This window comes from Coprococcus sp. AF21-14LB (genome assembly GCF_003458885.1).
Lineage (GTDB): Bacteria > Bacillota > Clostridia > Lachnospirales > Lachnospiraceae > UBA9414.
In genome coordinates, this window is the sequence record NZ_QRVX01000001.1 from 58162 (window position 1) to 77162 (window position 19001).

Consider the following 19001-nt stretch of genomic DNA (forward strand, 5'->3'; position numbering starts at 1 on the left):
ATAGCTGCCATACATTTTGACCTGATGTCATCATGCACGGACAGCTGTCATGCTGGTACTTTTATAATCCCATCACATACACCTGACACGGATTCCACTCATCCCACAGCGTCGGAAATACTTCAAATTCCCGGAATCCAAGCGACAGATAAAATCTATTTGTAGCGTCATATTCTTCATATCTTCCCATCTGCACAGTCTTTACCTGAATAAATGAATAGCCGTGTTCTTTTGCTACCTCTCTGGCCTGTTTAAAAAGAGCGCTTCCAACTCCCTTTCGGTGATAATCTTTCAAAACGCCCATCACATACAGCTCGACAGTATCCTTCCCCGTCTCTTTCAGATACAAAAATCCAACCGGCTTTTCTCCGTCAAATGCTGCCCAGAATAAATTTTCTGCGCTCGACTTAATATATTCCTCTCGCGCCCGCTCGATTCCAAACCACTCCGGAAGCGCTTCCAGAATTGCTCTCGTAATTTCTTTTTTCCTGTTTTTATCTTCCATCTGCAATACCTGCATATTGTCTACTCTCCTTTTTCATTTGGAATAATCTTATCATATTTAAAAAACTATTTACAGCCGCTCTTCCCTATGATTCGTTCATACGTTTCTTCACCCGTCTTCTGAAATCCTAGAGACTGGAACATCTTCTGACTTTGCGTATTGAATGAATAAATATTTGCCTTTACTTTATCTATTCCCTTTTCCTTTGCCAGGGCGACCATATTTTCAATACATTTGCGACCGATATGTCTGTTCTGATATTCCTTACAGACAACAATCGACAGTTCTGCATTCTCCTGAAGCGTCACATCCCCCACAAGGACTCCCTCATACTGAATGTAATAACAGTCTCCGTGTGTATCCAGATAATTGTACATCGCTCTTAACCGTTCAAGCGAATACACATGATCAATATTATCTACCTGTCTGCAAAGTTCCAGATTCTGATACCACGCAAGCGCCGTCTCCTCGTTCGGATAATACGGTATCAGAAATAATTTATCATCCACCTTGCGGACTTTCTTTTCTTCCTCTTTGACTGCTTGAGGAAAACATTCGTCCTGATATTCATTTATCCTTTCAATTTCCATTTAGGTTTCTCCTTTATTCTTTTCTGAAGATGTCCAGTGTATGGTGTGAATACCCAATCATATCCTGCCTCTCGCAAGTTGCAAGATGATATTTTAAATAAAGTTCATACATCCGGTCATCCATCTGATCTACGGTTTCTCTCATATGATTTGCGTATCCGTCTGCTGCGATAAAATGCAGCGATGTCACATGGAATTTTGAGCGGAGCTTATCAATATCTTCTTTTCGATACAGCTCAAATATATCCCATGGCTTTGAAAACGCAGCAAATGTTTCCGTGTTGATGTTACATTTCTCGATAATATTGTAAATCTCCCCACGGATAAATCCATAGGATAAAATGCTCGCATCCCCCATACAGTATGCAGCAAAAATAATCCCGCCTTTCTTTGTTACCCTGATCGCTTCTGATAATGCTTTTAACTGATCTTCTGTTGTAAATAAGTGGTACATCGGACCAAGCAGAAGCGTAATATCGTACGTATCACTTGCAAAAGCAGACAAATCCATCGCGTTGCCCTGTGTGATCGTGACCGGTTCCTCTTCGATTGTATTCTTCTTAAAAATCTCAATATTATGTTCTACTAATTCGACCGCATCCACCTGATAACCTTTTTGCGCCAAAGCATGACTATAACGCCCGGTTGCTGCCCCAATCTCCAGGATACGCATCCCCGGTTCAAGATATTTCTCAATATATTTCATCGTCGTGATATACTCTACCATTCCATGCTTTGATACGAGACGGCCTTCCTCATCATATCCTTCATAATAATTTGTTAAACAGTCCATTTGATTCATACTGCATTACCTCCCGAAAAGTTCAAATCATAATTCCCGCTCTGCCACCACCACAGTATAGTGATCCGTATCGTATGTAACCCCTGTTGCGGTAAATCCATTCTTGCGCCAGAAATGCTCTGCCTGTGGATTGCCTTTCACCCAGCCAAGCCGAACATGCTCAAACCCGATTTCCGTTAAATAAGAACATAATTCATCAATAATTGCGCTTCCGATTCCGGTATTCTGAACAGATACGTCTGTCATAAAGAAACCTATAAAAGCCGTGTTTTCATTCGGATATGCCCTAATCAAATCCATTACAGCAATCAATTTTTCTGCATCATAGTACCCCAGATAATACTTATCAGACAGCTCCTTGTTCGGAGGAAGCGCTTTCATGTCATCCGCAATACTTTCTTCCGTAACAAACGGCGGACAGTACTGATAAAACAAATGATTTTTGCTGCACAATGTAAAGATATCCACGATATCTGCCTCCTTCATACGACGCACTGCATAGCATTTAGAAAACTGTGAAATATCCATTTGATTTTCTCCATCTCTCTGTAAATTTAATATAAATGCTTTTCTTCTATCCTAAAAAAAAATTCCATACTAGGCCTGTGTAAATAATACTTAAAACAAATCCAACATATTATCCAGATAGATTTTTTCTCTGACATGTAGCTGATATTCTGGCTTTGTCATATAATAGAGCAAAAATTCCAGAAGCAACGCACTTCCCAGACCACGACCTTCAATCTTAAAATTAGAAAATCCCATCGGTAAGTAACTGTTTTGAATATCATTCACACTGATAAACCCGGGATTTTCCATTGCTTTTGAAAACCGGTAACCTTCCCCTGCATCAGGGGCAGCACAGCGGTGTTCGCAATCATTTTCTCCAAGATTTCTCCGGCTAACAGCTTCATAGCACTGCTTCCTGTCCTTGCAGCAAAACCAACAACACTCATTACACAGAAACTCTACTTTGTCCTTCTGTTTCGCAGACAACACACGCAACTGTTCCCAAATTTTATTCAGCCGAAAGTCCGGTACAATATAAAGAAACTCATCTCGGTTCACTTCATCTACAAATTGCCGGAACTCTGTCAGAACCTTCGTAGTAGATGAAACAAAATAGAGTTTCGGGTAATTTATTTTCAGATAGTCTAACAGCAGATCTGAATGAACAATGACACCATTTCGTTTTTCTCCACTTTCTTCAAGCAAGGCGCAGAGCAGATTACATTTCTTATCTGAAAGGTGCTCTTCCCGGAGCAGAGAATTGCTGAATGTCAGCCGGGCAGAAATCCCGTATTCCTGCATCAGCCCCAGGACCTTGTCCGGATCGCAATCTCCACCTCCAACACGGCCTCCGCCCCAAATACAATCTGCCGGAGCTCCATATATGGAACCTATCTCACACCAATCATAAAAATATTCTCTGTGTTCACGAAACAATGGCAAAAAAATACAATAGAATTCATAGAATTCAAATAAACCGGGAAGATGGTAATATGCTATGTTCTTTCTTAATTCATTCATATCTACCTTGTCACCTCATTTATCAGTAGTTTTATATTATCTGTTGTTTGCTGCATGATATCTTAAAAAGTCAGTACAAAAATTCCACCGTCAAACACAATATCATTTCCTGCAGAATCTTTATAAAAGGATACCTTTTCTGTTCCGATTTGCTGGAATCCTAAAGATTTCAATAATAATACTGACGGTACATTGTTTATTGCTGTACCTGCAGTAAATCTCGTTATTCCACACCCGCGCAAATATTCAAAAAGTTTCAAATGACTTTCTCTGGCATATCCTTTTCCGTGGAAATCCGAATGAAAACAATATCCGATTTCATATCCATTTTTTCTCATGTTAAAAGCAATATACCCAATAACTATATTGTTCAGGCAAACAGCAAAAAACATATGTTCCAACCCTTGATTAGCTTTTGCCCATTGGAATATCCTTTCCCGAACCGCTTCATCATCTGTATTATGAGGTCTATCATACTTGGCAAATTCAGAAGCATTAAAATCCTCCCAAATTTTCTGAATGCTTTTCCAATCATTCTCTGTTATATGTCTTATAACAAGTCTTTCTGTTTTCAATGACATGGCAATTTTTCTCTCCATAAATTTTAAATTATTACTGTATTCCCTAAACACATGAATGAAAAAGTCTGCTATGACTCATATCATTGAACATGCCTTCATTAATTCTATAAGGGGCAACAGACTCCAATACCGCAAATGGTTCTGGTGTCATCTCTGTACTCTCTTGTCCAGGATAAACTGCTCCAGATTAATCTTATGGTGATATTTTACAGAAGCAACTTTGTCTTTTTTCAAGATGATCTCATTCATATCCAGACCATTCAGTGCAGCAATGGCTATGGCATAATGAATTAGATCCGCCAATTCATTGCCCAATTGTGCCTGTAGATCTTCGTCACCGGAAGCTTTTCTACCGGCTTTTTTGTTTAGAACCTCGGCTACTTCTCCAATCTCTTCCACAAGCTTCATAAAGAGACTTTGATCAATGCCGTCATTGCTGTAATGATTCAGTAAATAAGCTTCCAGTTCCTCTATAGTTATTTTCATTCTCTGCACCTCCAACACGACCTCCACCCCAAATACAATCTGCCGGAGCTCCATATTTAGTTATCTTTCTCTACAATAAAGCTTTCTAAAAATAATATTGATAATATTTTAACTCTCTTTCATCTTCCACAAATTTTTCAAGTAATAAGAATCCTACTTTTTCTAACACTTTAATTGAAGCAACATTATCAGAAAAAGTAAATGCACCTATCGTATTTATTTTGTAACGTTCAAATACTTCTTTTAGAAATAATTGAACCGCTTCCGTTGTAATTCCCTTATTCCAATATGCTGTATCAAATATGCAATAACTCAACATCGCATTAGGAACTTCTTCCTTGTTAATACAATAACACCATATATCACCTATATATTTCCCATTTTTCTTAATTATTCGCCCATAACTCGTAGAAAATGGCAAAAGAGTTTTTTTGTAATCTAAAATTGCCTCTTCAATGCTTTGAGCCTTCTGCGGCAACATCTCCTTTATAATTGGCTGCTTAGACTTTTCATAATATATCTTAACAGTTTCTATTGATCTTTCATCCAAAGTAATCATCATTTTTCTCCATAAAACACTCTATAATTCAAACACAACTTACCGATGAATATACATTCTCGTCAAATCAGTTTCTCCATCCCCCTGCACCATACAGAAAAACTCCCAGCCATATCTTTCATAAAAATCTGTATGATCCGTAATCAAATAAATGGGTGTAATTCCTTTCGATTTCATATCCTCGACAACCATATTAAGTAAATGACCTGCAATTCCTTGACACCGGCAATCTTTTTCAGTATATACTGCACATATATTCGGGCTAAGATCTTTTCTATTGTGAAAATCATTCTCAATGACTCCCATACCACCTACAATCCGCTCTCCATCCATGCACAAATACCAACCATACTCTGTTTCTTTATTAAGATACGCTTCCATACATTCCAAATAAGCTTCCTTTGGCACGTTCCATTTATTATGAAACCATAAAGCTGCCCGTTCCTTTAGTTGCGGTCTTTCTCTTAAAGTAATATATGTATACTCTCTCATATTTTGATCCTCTCCTATTTCATACAACTATTTGCTGACTGTTTTTTTCTGCAAAATAAAACATATTTTTTCTTTTCTATAAATTTCGCGTTTATTTACTTTAAAGTCTCCACCATATAATAAAATTCTCCCTTCCCAATCGGAGTAGTTCGCACTATCGGCGGGCCAGAAATAGTAAAGCCGGCTTTTTCATAACATTTGATCGCTCTTATATTCCAACTTCTAACTTCTATAGCTACCTTTTTCGCCGGGTACTGTTTATGCGAAAGCTCACAGGCCATTTTAACAATTTGCTGTCCATAGCCTTTACCACAGTACTGTGGATGCACCCCAACTCCCAGAAAAATATTTGATTCAGTTTCTTTTAAATTAATATAACCAACCAGCTTTTCTCCGTCATAATACGAATAATAATTGTTCTGTCGATTAGCAAACCCTCGATGATTTTTCATCTGTTCCATGTAAGGGATATTGCTATAAATGGAATATGGTTCCTCATATTTCCATTCGCTTATCATGTATTTTTCTTTTTCTGTCGTTCGATGATACTGAAGCATTTGCACTTTCCTTGTCAATAAGCTTTATCATATGCAGCTTTTAAATCCATTGTATAAAAGACCGTTTTTTGATAAAATTTCTTCCGCATCCTTAAATTTTAGTTTTATATTTCTTTTCTTCCAAAAGGAATAAATAATAGCGGACCAAAAGACGAAAGAATCTCTGAAATCATAATATTGTCCGTCAGTTTCATCAAAAATTGCGAAATCATTCCTTTCCAATTTTGAATGTATGCAAGAGTAACACTTAACTCAAGCGGGAAGTTTGGAAACAAACTCTGTGCCAATATGATTAGAAGGTAGATAGAAGACATAATTCCGGCAGAGACCGCAATCTCTTTTTTGGTCATAGAGCGAAAGGCCCATAAACCTCCAATTAACACTATAATTAGAAATATCACTGTGTGGAAAATTGCTGAGCGTACAGGATCCGTAGAAACTATCGTAACGCCATCAGCATCTACCGTCTTTACACCAAAAAAGAAACCTCCAAGATAGGCGGTAATAGAAAAACTAATCCAACTAGCAACCATGCAAAAAACCGGAACTTTCCACAATGTCTGAATCCGCACTTTCATAAGTATCTCTCCTTTTTCTATATTTAATTTCATATGAGTGTGAATACTGCATCTGAAAACTGCTTCACAATATATGAAATATACCATTCTACGTTATCCTTCACCGATTCGAAATGCAAAGAAGAACAAACGCTATGAATCTTTTCCTCTGCATCATTTTCTAGTATCATTGCTGTTGGTCCACTGTTACCTCCAATGATACTTACACAACAAACTCCTTGAGTTGATCCCAGATTGGATTTATCGTTCCACTCAGGATTCTCCATCGGTTGATCACTTTCAGCGCAATCATGAATCATAATTTCTTTTCCCCACTCAGGACTGACCGTATAATTCATAGAAATAAAATAAGTAGGATACCTCCACCGTTTAGGTAACAAACTACTCTCTGGCAATATCTGTTGTTCTATACTTTGTACCGTCAGTTCAAATGCCTTACCACTGATGGGGTGGATAAAAGTAACTTTATCACCGGGAGCCTGTACTACAAAATGTTCTCCGGAAACTCTGTCTGGCTGCTGCTCCATTATAAGTGAAAGAGACTTAATTTCTGAGCGGTGTTTACTTGCCCATGGAAAAGCATTTCTGCAAATAACCCAACCATATGATTTATCCAAATGATAATGCTCTACTACCCTTTTTGTTTCTAAATCATAACCATTTTTGTCTGCTAAATACGGATTAAAACATATAGAACAACCACGCGAAACCGTCATTTCTTTATTATTTAACTTTAACATCGGGTGAAAATGAAAACATAACGGATTCTCTATTTCCATCTGCATTTGCTGTTCATTGGTAAAACCATCATAAAAATCACTTTTACAGCTTAGCTTCCACTTTTCCATAAAATTCTGTATTCTCCTGGCATCCACACGCATACAAAAATCTATGACAAGACCTTTTCCGCAGGAATATGCCACCGGAATAAACCAGTGATATCCTGCCCAGTCAAAATGCTGATTCACCGGAATTTCTTTTCCGGCATGATCTCTTCCATGGTGTCCCCAGAAATTTCCTTCATAATAAACTTTCCATTCAGGAAATTTCGATTCTGCAGACGGCTTCATATCAGCAGCACAATAATCCTCTTCTTCTTGTAAAAATTTCTTGAATGTGTTTTCCATAAATCATCCTCATCTTTCGATCATCCTAATTGTGTTATAAAACTCGCTTGGATTCAATACTTGTTAATTATAACATGCAATTCATAATAACGCTGATCATCATTTCCTTTTCTTCCGGTCTTGATTCTGCAATCATAATAGTCAATGCAACTAAAGTAGCATCTGCTATTTTCTTCTCTCCATCCACAAATAGCGCCTCATTTTTATCAAGAAAATAAAGAAACATTGTTGCAGCGATTCTTTTATTTCCATCAAGAAAGCTATGGTTCTTCGTTACAAAGTATAACAGGTTTGCCGCTTTTTCTTCCAAAGATTCATAAAGCTCTGTTCCTGCAAATGACTGATAAATATTTCCGATACTCCCTTTAAAAGAATCATCTTTTTCTTTTCCAAACAAATCCGATTCGTCTCCAAATCGCATACTTTGAATGATATCTATACATTCCTCATAGGAAAGTATATATGTTGCGCGATTTCCATTAGGTCTTGTCATATTCTGGTGATCATAACAATCCAATAAATCTAATGCCCTGCTGTATTTTTCTATTACAGAACGAACCTGTCTGCTGTCCAACTCATTTTCCGTCCGCCTCATGTTATCTTCTTTTTCCGATATTACAACTTCATTTTTGTTCATACTCTTTCTCCAGCTCTATCCCTTTTTCGCGCAATATCTGCTGCACCTTCATCTAATATGTGATTAATCATTTTCAGCAATCCATTTCTTCGACCAAATCAACAATGTTTCGGACATCAAATCGAACTCAATCATCCCGCCTTTTTTCAAATTTAAAAAGTTGGAAACAATCACCCGTTCATCGGCAGATACAACTTGAAGCAATTCCTTTTGGTGTCTGATATAGTTCCTGTCTGCTTAAAAGCAATTGCCTGTACAATGAAAGAAGCAGATTTATACAATCCTCGCAAGATATCTTCACTCTTTTCATACAACATATTATGAACACAGCCGTGAAATATGTTGCAGGCACCGATTTTGATTGCTCTGTTCACACTACTATCATCAATAACTGCCAGTAATTCATCAAGACTCCCTTTCATCGGTGTGGTGTCATAATAGAACTGAAACAAGTCAGACGGTTCCCAATTCATAATATCGTCTTTCCCAGAAAGGAAACCACAAATCATTTCCCTATTTGGAAGGGTATCTAACATTGCATTATAGGTTTGAATATCCATAGCAGACAATTCATCCAGAATTACAGCAATATCAATATCGCTTGTCTCCATCGCTTCTCCACGTCCATAACTGCCCTGTAAACCGACAAACCATACACGGCTTCCGAAAGTCTCATCTAATGTCTGTAGGAAGTTTTTCATCCAAACAGTAATATCTAACATCTTGATTACCTCGTTAAATTCAAAATTTTCTAATCACATTATAGCATACACACTTTTGAAATCCCATACCCTCTCGTCGGATCATTGACCAAAACATGACTGCAATTAATTTTTAGCTTTTTTATACCGCTCCAGTTATGCGTAAAAGTTCCTCTTCTGTTCCACAAATCCAGAATCAGCAATGATATTTTATTCTCCATAAAATCCGTTGTCACTTTTTTGTGCCCATTTCATATACATTTCCTTGTAGTTATCTTTTATAAATTCACGAATCATTCTGATTTCTCTATCAGTCAGTTGACCTTCATTCTCTATTGTTGTTTCACCATCTTTTTTCACAAAAAACTTTGCCGATCCTGCTTCTGTAAGCTTTCTATCGCTTGCATGTACATGCATAGCTTCAATTACACAATGCGAGGTATAATACAAATAATACCCACATACTTTATATTCATAATATTTAGGCATATATTATTCCTCCATGTATTTACGATTTTTATGATAATATTCCAATACAATTTCCAACTCTATATCATCCATGCTTGTTTCCAATATGTCTCCACTTCTACTTAAATACGCTGCTTTATGTGGATTATTCAAATTAAGCACTCTTACATTTTCACCATCTTTTGTAAATGCATATCCATTTATAATCATTTCCGCTGCATCTGCTACTTCTTTAATATTACACATATTCAATCCTCACTTTCTGAATCGGCTTCAAAAATTCTTCTGCATTAATATATAAATTATCAAGAATGGGAATTAAATCAATATATTCTTCTTCTTCATCGCATCCTTCATATTTCGCCATAACAACGATATATCCATGATCCCACTCAACCACTTTCGTATATCGCTCCAATCTCGGAGATGTTTTAAAACGTATATTATATCCATTAAATATAAAAGAAGTAAATTCTTTATCATTGCTTAATACTGCTTCGTTTATCACGTTCTCTATCTCCTCTCCAATAAATTTTGTACCACTATTACTATTTCTATTTCTTCCATACATATCTTACAAATTTCTCTCGCTGACCTCATATTTTTTTCTCTGGTAACATTAACACATTCTTTCTACTTCTAAATCACTCATCCAACATATATTCCATTTTACTTATAAGCATCAATTATTCTCCAAACTCAATGTTATTTAATTTTATTATAACACAGACACTTTTATTTTTACAGACAGCAAAAAGTCTAAGAAGCAGGAAGTTACTGTCAAGTAATCATTGGCAACTTTCTTTTTGATTTATCTTTTTGTTGAAATAGCATGTTTTTGTTTTGTCCCAGTTTAATATCCAGCCATGTACAACAGTCGTTTTCTCTCCCCCTGTATCTTTCCATTTAATCCAACCACATGCCCAATCGCCGGATATTCATATCCTTTTCCGTCTTTCTTTGGCGCTTTCGCTGACATCAGAATCGCTCCATACAATTCTTCTACTTTTTCTTCTTCAAATACCGGCCGATGCAGACGTTCGGTCACTTCATGCAGTTTTCCACTGCACTTTTTTGCCAGGATCTTCGCCAGATGATTTCCTCCCCGTTTACTCCAGCTTCTATGTCCATGCTTCATTCGCTTTGCGATCACGCTCCATACATGGTTTTCCATCGTTCCCATATTCCGATATGCCAACCCTTCCGGTGGCTCTGGAAGATTGAGATTTTGAGACTGGTAAGCACGAGTCCTTCCCGGTTGTTCTCATAATAACGAATCAGGTCTTCTACATCTTCAATCTCGGCCTCATCACTTAAGCTGTTTCGATAGATTTCCAGATACCGGAATACTTCTTCAATCTCTTCGGCTCTTATCAGCTCTAAAACAGCATCCCTCGCAGCCTGTTCATGGATTTTCTCTTTCACAGCCTTATTCCGGTGGAACGGGTCTAACTGAAAACAGGTGCTTTTATCTTTCACTTTCTTGATCCAGGATGCTCCGTCTGCGTTTAAGATTCTTTGATCTACTTCATCCAGGTTAAACTCCTGCGCGATTGCTGCTTCCCGATATTCCTGAAACTCCTTTGCTTTGGAAAATCCGGCAACGACTACTTTATTTTCCAGCGCATAACGATCCGAACCGGTTTTTCGCCATCCTTCATAAGCGATCCCGATCTTAATCTCTGATTTATCCTGTTTTTCCTCTTTCCGGTCTTTTCCCTGCAGCCTGATATAAACTCCATCCGCTTCTTCAAACAGAACGGGAACCTCTCTTTTTCCTTTCACATGCCCTTTCTTATATTCTTCTGTCAGCTCAGCTTCATCCTCACAGACTTTTTCCCCTAACGCCTGAATGACGTTCCATACGCCCATCGCACTGATGGTCTGTCCAGTCATCTCACTGACCTGACGGGCACATTCTCTGTAAGATAGTTCTGTAATCCCTTTTACCAACAGTTCCGCCATATTCGTTGAGATCAAACCCACGTGCTCCAGATCCAGTGTTTCGTCTAGCAGATATACAAAACGCTTTCTTCCGTCCTCCTCAGTCACTTCATAAACATTTCTCTGATAGGTCACCTCACCATATACGGTCTTTACGGTTGTCTGTCTGCCTCCTTTATTCCGGTACTTCTTTTTGTCTCTGTCCTCCAACAGCATCCGGTCATACCGTTCCAGGAACTCTTTTGTGAACTCCCTGCCGATCTGACAGACCCACGCATAAATATTTTTCTCCAACTGCTTGAATGTTACGCCGTTTTCCTTTATCATTGAATTCATCATACAGACTCCTTATGTTTTTTCTCGGCAATTAAACAATAAGATAAATCTGTATGATTGGGAAGAGGTTTCGATCTCTTCCCTTTATTTTTGCCAATGATAATTATACTCTAAGAAGCAGGAAATACTATGAAACACTCATTGCATTTCCTGCTCCTGCTTGTTCTACTCATTGTCCTAAATATGCGTTACCGTACCAACAATTTCTCCTTCTGCAAAATCTACCTCTATCATTCCGCCGCTTCCAGCATATTTTCAATAAAAATCCCATACCCTCGTGTCGGATCATTAACCAAAACGTGCGTTACCGCACCAACAATTTTTCCATTCTGCAAAATCGGGCTGCCGCTCATTCCCTGAATGATACCTCCTGTAACAGAAAGTAATTTTTCATCTGTTATCTGTATCATAAACCCTTTATTCACTTCTCTGGAATTCAAATTCACTTCTGTGACAGCTATTTCGTATTCCTGAATCTCATCCTCAACCATACACCGGATTACAGCCGGTCCTGTTCTAACTTCTTCTTTTGCCGCTGCCGGCATCGGTGTCAGATTTTTAAATAGTTCATCTGCATTACTCAGCGTCCCATAAATCCCCTCTTCAGTATTTTTTTCAATAGTTCCGAGATGGTTATATTTATTATAAACAATTACCCCTTCTATCCATCCCGGTTCTCCATGTTCGCCCTTTTTTATTTTACGGATGGATGTACCATACAGTGTTCCTTTTGATATATGAAATAGTCCATTGGTATCGGAATCGTGAATTCCATGACCAAGCGCCCCAAATTTCCCATCTCCGGTAAGAAATGTAATGGTTCCCAATCCCTGTGTATTATCTCGTACCCAGATTCCCAGTTTATATTCTTTCGGTGCTGAACATACCGGCTTCATTTTTACATCAATTTTTTCTCCATTTCTTGTTAGATGCAATATTACTTCTTCTCCGGTCATATCTTTTACACAGTCAAGCAGTTCCCGCTTATTTTTGATTTCTCTGTCATCCACACCGGTAATATAATCTCCTGATTTTACGATATTGGCAGCCGGCTCCTTTTCTTCTCCGTCTGCAGAAGCAACTTTATCAGTTCCAAGTACAAGTACTCCTTCTGTCTCCATATAAAGTCCCACCGGCATTCCTCCCGGGATAATCGTATTCTGAGAGATTGCCTGGGCGCTTACTTCCTGTCGTATACGGTTTTCTTCCGCTTCTGACAAATATACGCTTCCAAAACACAATCCTGCAGCGATAAGCAACCCTAAAAATATCTTTCTGCTCCTTCGCATCTTTTCCCACACCCTTTCTGCACTTGTCAATTACAGAATATTTTCTTTTGCTCCTTCAACTCTTTATGAGGCAAAAAGAAAAACAGGCATCTTCTGATACCTGTCTTAGTATGTGGAGATTTCTCGCATTCCACTCCTGTATTATTTTGTACGATTTGCCAATTCTTTCATTTCACGGGCATTTTCAAGTACTGCCGCCGTAATTTCTGCTCCTCCAAGAATTCTGGCAAGTTCTTCCACTGACTGCTCTTCATTCAGTAATTGAATATCAGTTGTCGTTGTCTGATCTTCTACTGTTTTTTCAATCAGAAAATGCGCGTCTGCCATCGCCGCTATCTGTGCCAGATGTGTAATACAGATTACCTGGTGCTTTTTCCCGATATATGACATCTTCTCAGACACCTTCTGCGCTGTTCTTCCACTGATTCCCACATCAATTTCATCAAAAATCAATGTTTCATCTCATCCTTATCTGCCATAACCGTCTTAATGGCAAGCATAATTCTGGACAATTCTCCACCGGAAGCAATTTCTGCCAGCGGGCGAACCGGAAGTCCCGGATTCATGGAAATCATAAATTCTACATCATCAATACCACTTGGAGTAAACTCTGAAAACTTCTGGAAAACCATTTCAAATTTTACTTCAAGGAAATTTAAATCTAACAGATGAGATGAAATCTTCGCAGTCAATTCTTTTGCTGCTTTTTTTCGAAGCGTTGTTAATCGTTCTGCTGCCTGCTGTAATGTTTCTTCTGCATCTCTTAGCTCTTTTTTCAATCGTTCCAGATAAAGATCGTAATCGCTTAAAATATCCAGACGGGCTTTTTTTTCTTCCAGTGCGCGATTGACGTCTTCCAATGTCTTTCCGTAGCGATTTTTTATATGGTTCAGTACATTTAGTCGTTCTTCTGTTTCCGCAAATTCTTCTTCCGAAAACTCCCATGACGACATGTATTCAGCAATTTCTCTTCCCAGATCGCTCAAAAGGCTGTCAATTTCTGCAATCTGATCATACAGATCATCCGCCCTTTTTTCAAATCCTACAAGTGACTGCAACGTTTTTGCACTTCTTGACAAAAGTTCCCCGGCGCTTCCATCTTGTCCAAAACAGCATTGATATGCTTCCTGAAGATGCTCCATTACTTTTTGACTGCGACACATTTTCTGATACTGTTCTTCCAAAAGCTCATCTTCGCCTTCTTTAATATGCGCTGCTTCAATCTCATTCATCTCATAAGCAAGAAAATCTGCCTCTTTACGGCGTGTTTCTTCATCTACAGAAGCTTTTTCCAGTTCTTTTTGTTTCTCTTTAAACAGTTGATAGCAAGTTTCATATTGTTTCTTTATGCTGCCCAATTCCTCTTTTGCAAATTCATCCAGAATTTGTAAATGATTTTTTTTATAAAGAAGAGACTGATGTTCATGCTGTCCATGAATATCAATCAACACAGATGCAATTTCTTTTAATTTCGCTGCCGGAACCGTTTCCCCATTGATGCGGCTTGTGCTGCGCCCTTCCATCAGTTTGCGGCTCAGAATTACTGCACCATCTTCCGGATAGACATCTAACTTCTGAAGCGCTCGTTCCTGAGCTTCTGATTTAATCGTAAAAACAAGTTCAACCAGCCCATAGGACGCTCCCTTCCGCAAAATATCTGCAGAATATCTGCCCCCAAGTGCCAGATTTACAGAACCTAATATAATTGATTTTCCTGCACCGGTCTCCCCGGTCAGAATATTCAGTCCCCGCTCAAAATCGACTTCCGCCTCATCAATCAGTGCAAGATTTTTTACATGCAGATTTTGTAACATCCCAACTCCTGTTCTAATTCTTCTCTACGACTCTTCGAATCTTTTCCATCAGTTCCAGTGCATTGTCCATATCTCTTGTGACAATCATAATCGTATTATCACCTGCAATACAGCCGACAACCTCTTTCCATTTCATCTCGTCAATCGCTGCCGCCACTGCCATAGCCATACCGGATACCGTCTTGACTACAATCAGATTTTGAGCAATGTCCATGGAAAGATATCCGTCTTTCAGCACACGCATATACTTCTCAGTCAATTCCATCGTTGTCACATGCATCATAGAATATTTCTGCCGTCCCTCCTGTGTAGGAACTTTCATCAGCTTCATATCTCTGATATCTCTGGAAACCGTTGCCTGCGTTACCTGAAATCCTTCCGCATTCAACCGATCCGCCAGTTCTTCCTGCGTCTCGATATCATATTTCCCGATCAGCTCTGCGATTTTCACATGTCGATCTACCTTCATCCCGCTAATTTCCTTTCATTTTCTCTCGTAATGTTTCCAAAAAGCTCTCTTTGCTTAACTTCATTAATTTTGCTGTTACATCTGCCTGACGAATCACAATTCGCTCTCCGGTTCTCAAGTATGCAATGTCCGCTCCATCGAAAGCAACTTCCGCCAGTTCTTCTCCGTAGCCTCGTCCTTCCCCAATCTCTATCTCAATCCGGTCGCTGGCTGACAGCACAATACTTCTCGTATTCAGAGCATGAGAACAGATTGGCGTAATGACAAAGAGCGCTGCTGTCGGTTCCACGATCGGTCCTCCCGCAGACAGATTATATGCGGTAGAACCGGTAGGTGTTGATACGATCATTCCGTCTGCCTGAAAGGAATTTAAAAATTCTCCGTTCACATAAACTCTGTAATGAATAATCTTAACAGATCCATGCCGCGTAACAACAATGTCATTCAACGCCACATCTTCCTGCCGGTCGGGCAGTTTCCCGCAAATCATCATTCGTTCTTCTGTTGTAAACTCGTTTCGCGATACCTGGGCAATTGCCTCTTCCAGATTCTTTACATCTACTTCCGTAAGATACCCTAAGGTTCCGCGATTAATGCCAAGAATCGGTACATTTGTTCCGATCAGACTTCTCGCCGCCTGAATCAATGTGCCATCTCCACCGATCGTAAATACACAGCGCACTTCCGGATCAATCTCTCCAATGCTGACTTTACCGGATTCTGTCGTGTAATAAATATGTTCTACAACGCCAAACTGTTCAATACACTGTTTCGTCTGCTCCGTGATTACGAAATCACGGTCCTTTTTTTCATTTGCGATAATGATATATTTATCCATGTTGTTTTCCTGTATTATTTGGCCAATGCTTCAAATGCCTGCTCCACAATATCTTCCGTCTTTTCTAAAACATTTTCCGCAATGCTTCCCTTTCCATCCTTCTTCAAATGAATCAAATATTCAATATTTCCCTCTGGTCCTTTGATCGGAGAATACTCAATATCAAGCACCGAAAGCCCGATCGACTCTGCGTAGGAAACAATCATGCGGATGACTTCGTGATGTGTACTCTTCTCCCGCACAACACCTTTCTTGCCAACCTTTTCCCGTCCCGCTTCAAACTGAGGCTTGATCAAAGCTACAATCTCTCCGTTTTCTTTCAGATAATTCCGAATCGGTTCTAATACCTTTGTCAACGAAATAAAAGAGACATCAATCGATGAAAAGTCAATTGCTTCTCCCAGGTCTTCCGGTGTCACATAACGGATATTCGTCTTTTCCATACACACGACACGCTCATCCTGTCTAAGCTTCCATGCAAGCTGTCCTCGTCCTACATCAATGGCAAACACTTTTTTTGCTCCGTTCTGCAGCATACAATCTGTAAAACCACCTGTAGATGCTCCAACATCTGTGCAGACTTTATCCTGCATCGTTACATCAAACTGTTTCATTGCTTTTTCCAGTTTCAGACCGCCCCGGCTGACATATGGAAGTGCATGCCCCTTTACTTCAATTGTCACTGTCTCCGGAAATGTTGTTCCGGCTTTATCTTCCCGCTGACCATCCACAAATACATTCCCGGACATGATGACTGCTTTTGCTTTCTCTCTGGATTCTGCCAGACCTTTTTTTACAAGTAATACATCTAATCTTTCTTTCATGATCTTTCTCTCTGCTTTCTGTCTGCCTCAACAATCTGCTCTACAATCGTATCCGCACATAAACCAACTTCTTTTCTTAATACCGAAACATTTCCATGCTCCACATATTCATCCGGAATAGCAAATCCGTGTACTTCTGTTTCCAGATTTTCCTCTTTAAAAAAGCTTTGTACTTGTTCACCAAAACCACCGATCCGAACATTTTCTTCAATGACAGCAATAAGGTGGTGGGTTTTTGCCAACTTTCTCAGCATCTCCGTATCCATTGGCTTCACAAATCTGGCATTTACAAGAGTACAGTCATAGCGAAGTCCTTTTAACTGCTTTCGCACTTCTGCTGCCACTTCAAACATATGTCCAACTGCAATCACCGCAATTCCTTTTTCTTCTGTAATCATTTCACTTTTGCCATATGCAATCGGCTCATGATATTCCGCATATCCTCCATATGCTGTGCCGCGTGGATAACGCACCGCCATTGGTCCCGGATAATTGACTGCATATCGGATCATTTCTGTAAGTTCTGATCCGTTTTTCGGCGCCATCACAGTCATATTCGGAATGTGGGAGAGATAAGACAGATCAAATACTCCCTGATGCGTCTCTCCATCACTTCCGACAAGACCTGCACGATCTATCGCGAAAGTTACCGGAAGATTCTGCAGACATACGTCATGGATCATCTGATCATATCCGCGCTGCAAAAAAGAAGAATATACTGCAAACACGGGATGAATTCCTCCCGCCGCAAGTCCTGCTGCAAATGTTACTGCGTGCTGTTCTGCAATTCCCACATCAAAAAACCGATCCGGAAACGCCTTCTGAAATGCCGACAGACCTGTTCCATCTGCCATAGCAGCTGTAATCACTGCCAGATCTTTCTTTTCCCGTCCCAGTTCACAGATTGTTCTGGAAAAAATATCTGTATAGCTTTCTTCTTTTTTATCACCCAATGCTTTTCCTGTTACAATTTCAAACGGACCTGTCCCGTGGAATTTTTCCGGATGTTCTTCTGCCGGAAGATATCCCATTCCTTTCTTCGTAATAACATGTACAAGTACGGCATGATTGATCTTCTTTGCCTCATAGAATACTCTGTAAAGTTCTTTTACATTATGTCCATCCACCGGTCCGAGATAGGTAATTCCCATATCCTCAAAAAACATTCCCGGCACAAACAACTGTTTGATGCTGCTCTTCGTCTTTCTCAACTGGTTCATTACCCGGTCTCCTGCTCCCGGAAATTTATGAAGCGCTTGTTCAATCTGGCGTTTCAATTCCGTATAAGCGCCGGCTGTTCTAAGACTGTTCAGATACCGTGACATTCCTCCTACATTTTCAGAAATGGACATACGGTTATCATTGAGTACAATGATAAAATTGCTCTTTAACTGCGAGGCATTATTCAATGCCTCATATGCCATTCCACCAGTCAGGGAACCATCTCCGATAATCGAAATTACCGAATGCTTCTGTCCTAACAGTTCCCGCGCTTTCACATAACCGATTCCCGCAGAAATTGAAGTTGAGCTGTGCCCCGTATCAAATGCATCGCAAGAGCTTTCTTTTCGTTTTGGAAAGCCGCTCATTCCTCCATAAGTACGCAATTCGTCAAATCCTGCTTTGCGCCCCGTCAGAATCTTATGTGTATAAGACTGATGTCCCACATCCCATATCATTTTATCGTTTGGAAGTCGAAAAGCCAGATGAAGCGCCATCGTCAGCTCCACAACCCCAAGATTCGAAGCAAGATGACCACCTGTCCGGCTGATCTTCTCAATCAAAAATTCTCTTATTTCATCTGCCAGAAGATCCAGATCTTCCGGATCGATTCGTTTAATATCATTCGCTTTCTGAATACGTTCCAGTACCAT

General features: G+C 39.4%; 22 protein-coding genes and 2 pseudogenes. All 24 read right to left on the reverse strand.

The genetic code is table 11. The annotated features are described in order from the left end of the window. Positions 1-61: 61 nt before the first annotated feature. The 24 genes and pseudogenes from DWX73_RS00255 to dxs all read right to left on the reverse strand — a co-directional run bounded on the left by DWX73_RS00255 (position 62) and on the right by dxs (position 19001). On the reverse strand, positions 62-520 hold the full coding sequence (locus tag DWX73_RS00255; RefSeq protein WP_118346129.1) for a GNAT family N-acetyltransferase: 459 nt from the start codon (positions 518-520) through the stop codon (positions 62-64). Positions 521-570: 50 nt separating this feature from the next. Next, positions 571-1095 (reverse strand): GNAT family N-acetyltransferase, encoded by a 525-nt coding sequence (locus tag DWX73_RS00260; RefSeq protein ID WP_118346131.1) that lies wholly within the window; start codon positions 1093-1095, stop codon positions 571-573. A gap of 13 nt (positions 1096-1108) precedes the next feature. Then, positions 1109-1897 carry a class I SAM-dependent methyltransferase gene (locus tag DWX73_RS00265; RefSeq protein WP_118346132.1) on the reverse strand — a complete coding sequence of 263 codons (789 nt, stop codon included), beginning with the start codon at positions 1895-1897 and terminating at the stop codon, positions 1109-1111. A gap of 27 nt (positions 1898-1924) precedes the next feature. Next, positions 1925-2425 carry a GNAT family N-acetyltransferase gene (locus DWX73_RS00270; RefSeq protein WP_118346134.1) on the reverse strand — a complete coding sequence of 167 codons (501 nt, stop codon included), beginning with the start codon at positions 2423-2425 and terminating at the stop codon, positions 1925-1927. A gap of 90 nt (positions 2426-2515) precedes the next feature. After that, entirely contained in the window at positions 2516-3427 is a 912-nt protein-coding gene (locus DWX73_RS00275) for a hypothetical protein (protein WP_118346136.1), read from the reverse strand. A gap of 62 nt (positions 3428-3489) precedes the next feature. Next, a complete protein-coding gene (locus DWX73_RS00280; RefSeq protein WP_158556801.1) occupies positions 3490-4008 on the reverse strand; it encodes a GNAT family N-acetyltransferase in 519 nt (172 codons plus the stop codon). A 147-nt stretch (positions 4009-4155) separates the two neighbouring features. Next, positions 4156-4494 carry a MazG nucleotide pyrophosphohydrolase domain-containing protein gene (locus DWX73_RS00285; RefSeq protein WP_118346215.1) on the reverse strand — a complete coding sequence of 113 codons (339 nt, stop codon included), beginning with the start codon at positions 4492-4494 and terminating at the stop codon, positions 4156-4158. 85 nt (positions 4495-4579) lie between these two features. Further along, a complete protein-coding gene (locus DWX73_RS00290; RefSeq protein WP_118346140.1) occupies positions 4580-5056 on the reverse strand; it encodes a GNAT family N-acetyltransferase in 477 nt (158 codons plus the stop codon). A 36-nt stretch (positions 5057-5092) separates the two neighbouring features. Further along, positions 5093-5545, reverse strand: coding sequence for a GNAT family N-acetyltransferase (locus tag DWX73_RS00295; RefSeq protein WP_118346142.1), 453 nt, complete (start codon positions 5543-5545; stop codon positions 5093-5095). A gap of 95 nt (positions 5546-5640) precedes the next feature. Next, positions 5641-6102, reverse strand: coding sequence for a GNAT family N-acetyltransferase (locus DWX73_RS00300; protein WP_118346144.1), 462 nt, complete (start codon positions 6100-6102; stop codon positions 5641-5643). A gap of 104 nt (positions 6103-6206) precedes the next feature. Further along, a complete protein-coding gene (locus DWX73_RS00305; RefSeq protein WP_118346146.1) occupies positions 6207-6680 on the reverse strand; it encodes a hypothetical protein in 474 nt (157 codons plus the stop codon). Positions 6681-6709: 29 nt separating this feature from the next. After that, positions 6710-7807 carry a hypothetical protein gene (locus DWX73_RS00310; protein ID WP_118346148.1) on the reverse strand — a complete coding sequence of 366 codons (1098 nt, stop codon included), beginning with the start codon at positions 7805-7807 and terminating at the stop codon, positions 6710-6712. Between the two features lie 67 nt (positions 7808-7874). Beyond that, entirely contained in the window at positions 7875-8444 is a 570-nt protein-coding gene (locus tag DWX73_RS00315; protein WP_242996494.1) for a type II toxin-antitoxin system death-on-curing family toxin, read from the reverse strand. 170 nt (positions 8445-8614) lie between these two features. Continuing rightward, the gene (locus tag DWX73_RS00320; RefSeq protein ID WP_242996496.1) at positions 8615-9166 is read right to left on the reverse strand and encodes a nucleotidyltransferase domain-containing protein; all 552 of its coding nucleotides are present in this window, start codon (positions 9164-9166) and stop codon (positions 8615-8617) included. A gap of 189 nt (positions 9167-9355) precedes the next feature. Continuing rightward, on the reverse strand, positions 9356-9634 hold the full coding sequence (locus DWX73_RS00325; RefSeq protein ID WP_118346150.1) for a DUF4160 domain-containing protein: 279 nt from the start codon (positions 9632-9634) through the stop codon (positions 9356-9358). Between the two features lie 3 nt (positions 9635-9637). Further along, positions 9638-9859, reverse strand: coding sequence for a DUF7723 family protein (locus DWX73_RS00330; protein ID WP_118346152.1), 222 nt, complete (start codon positions 9857-9859; stop codon positions 9638-9640). Next, positions 9852-10121: a DUF7724 family protein gene (locus DWX73_RS00335; RefSeq protein ID WP_118346217.1), complete on the reverse strand. Its 270-nt coding sequence runs from the start codon at positions 10119-10121 to the stop codon at positions 9852-9854. The genes DWX73_RS00330 and DWX73_RS00335 overlap by 8 nt, the downstream gene beginning before the upstream one ends. 345 nt (positions 10122-10466) lie before the next feature. Next, positions 10467-11893, reverse strand: a pseudogene (locus tag DWX73_RS00340) (ISLre2 family transposase). 230 nt (positions 11894-12123) lie between these two features. Beyond that, positions 12124-13182 (reverse strand): SpoIVB peptidase, encoded by a 1059-nt coding sequence (gene spoIVB, locus DWX73_RS00345; RefSeq protein WP_118346218.1) that lies wholly within the window; start codon positions 13180-13182, stop codon positions 12124-12126. A gap of 141 nt (positions 13183-13323) precedes the next feature. After that, positions 13324-14996, reverse strand: a pseudogene (recN, locus tag DWX73_RS00350) (DNA repair protein RecN). Positions 14997-15009: 13 nt separating this feature from the next. Continuing rightward, positions 15010-15465 carry an arginine repressor gene (gene argR / locus DWX73_RS00355; protein ID WP_118346154.1) on the reverse strand — a complete coding sequence of 152 codons (456 nt, stop codon included), beginning with the start codon at positions 15463-15465 and terminating at the stop codon, positions 15010-15012. Between the two features lie 4 nt (positions 15466-15469). Further along, positions 15470-16303: an NAD(+)/NADH kinase gene (locus DWX73_RS00360; protein ID WP_118346156.1), complete on the reverse strand. Its 834-nt coding sequence runs from the start codon at positions 16301-16303 to the stop codon at positions 15470-15472. A gap of 14 nt (positions 16304-16317) precedes the next feature. Next, complete coding sequence (locus DWX73_RS00365; RefSeq protein WP_118346157.1) at positions 16318-17127, reverse strand: TlyA family RNA methyltransferase; 810 nt, start codon at positions 17125-17127, stop codon at positions 16318-16320. Beyond that, the gene (gene dxs, locus DWX73_RS00370; RefSeq protein ID WP_118346159.1) at positions 17124-19001 is read right to left on the reverse strand and encodes a 1-deoxy-D-xylulose-5-phosphate synthase; all 1878 of its coding nucleotides are present in this window, start codon (positions 18999-19001) and stop codon (positions 17124-17126) included. Before dxs ends, DWX73_RS00365 begins: the two co-directional genes overlap by 4 nt.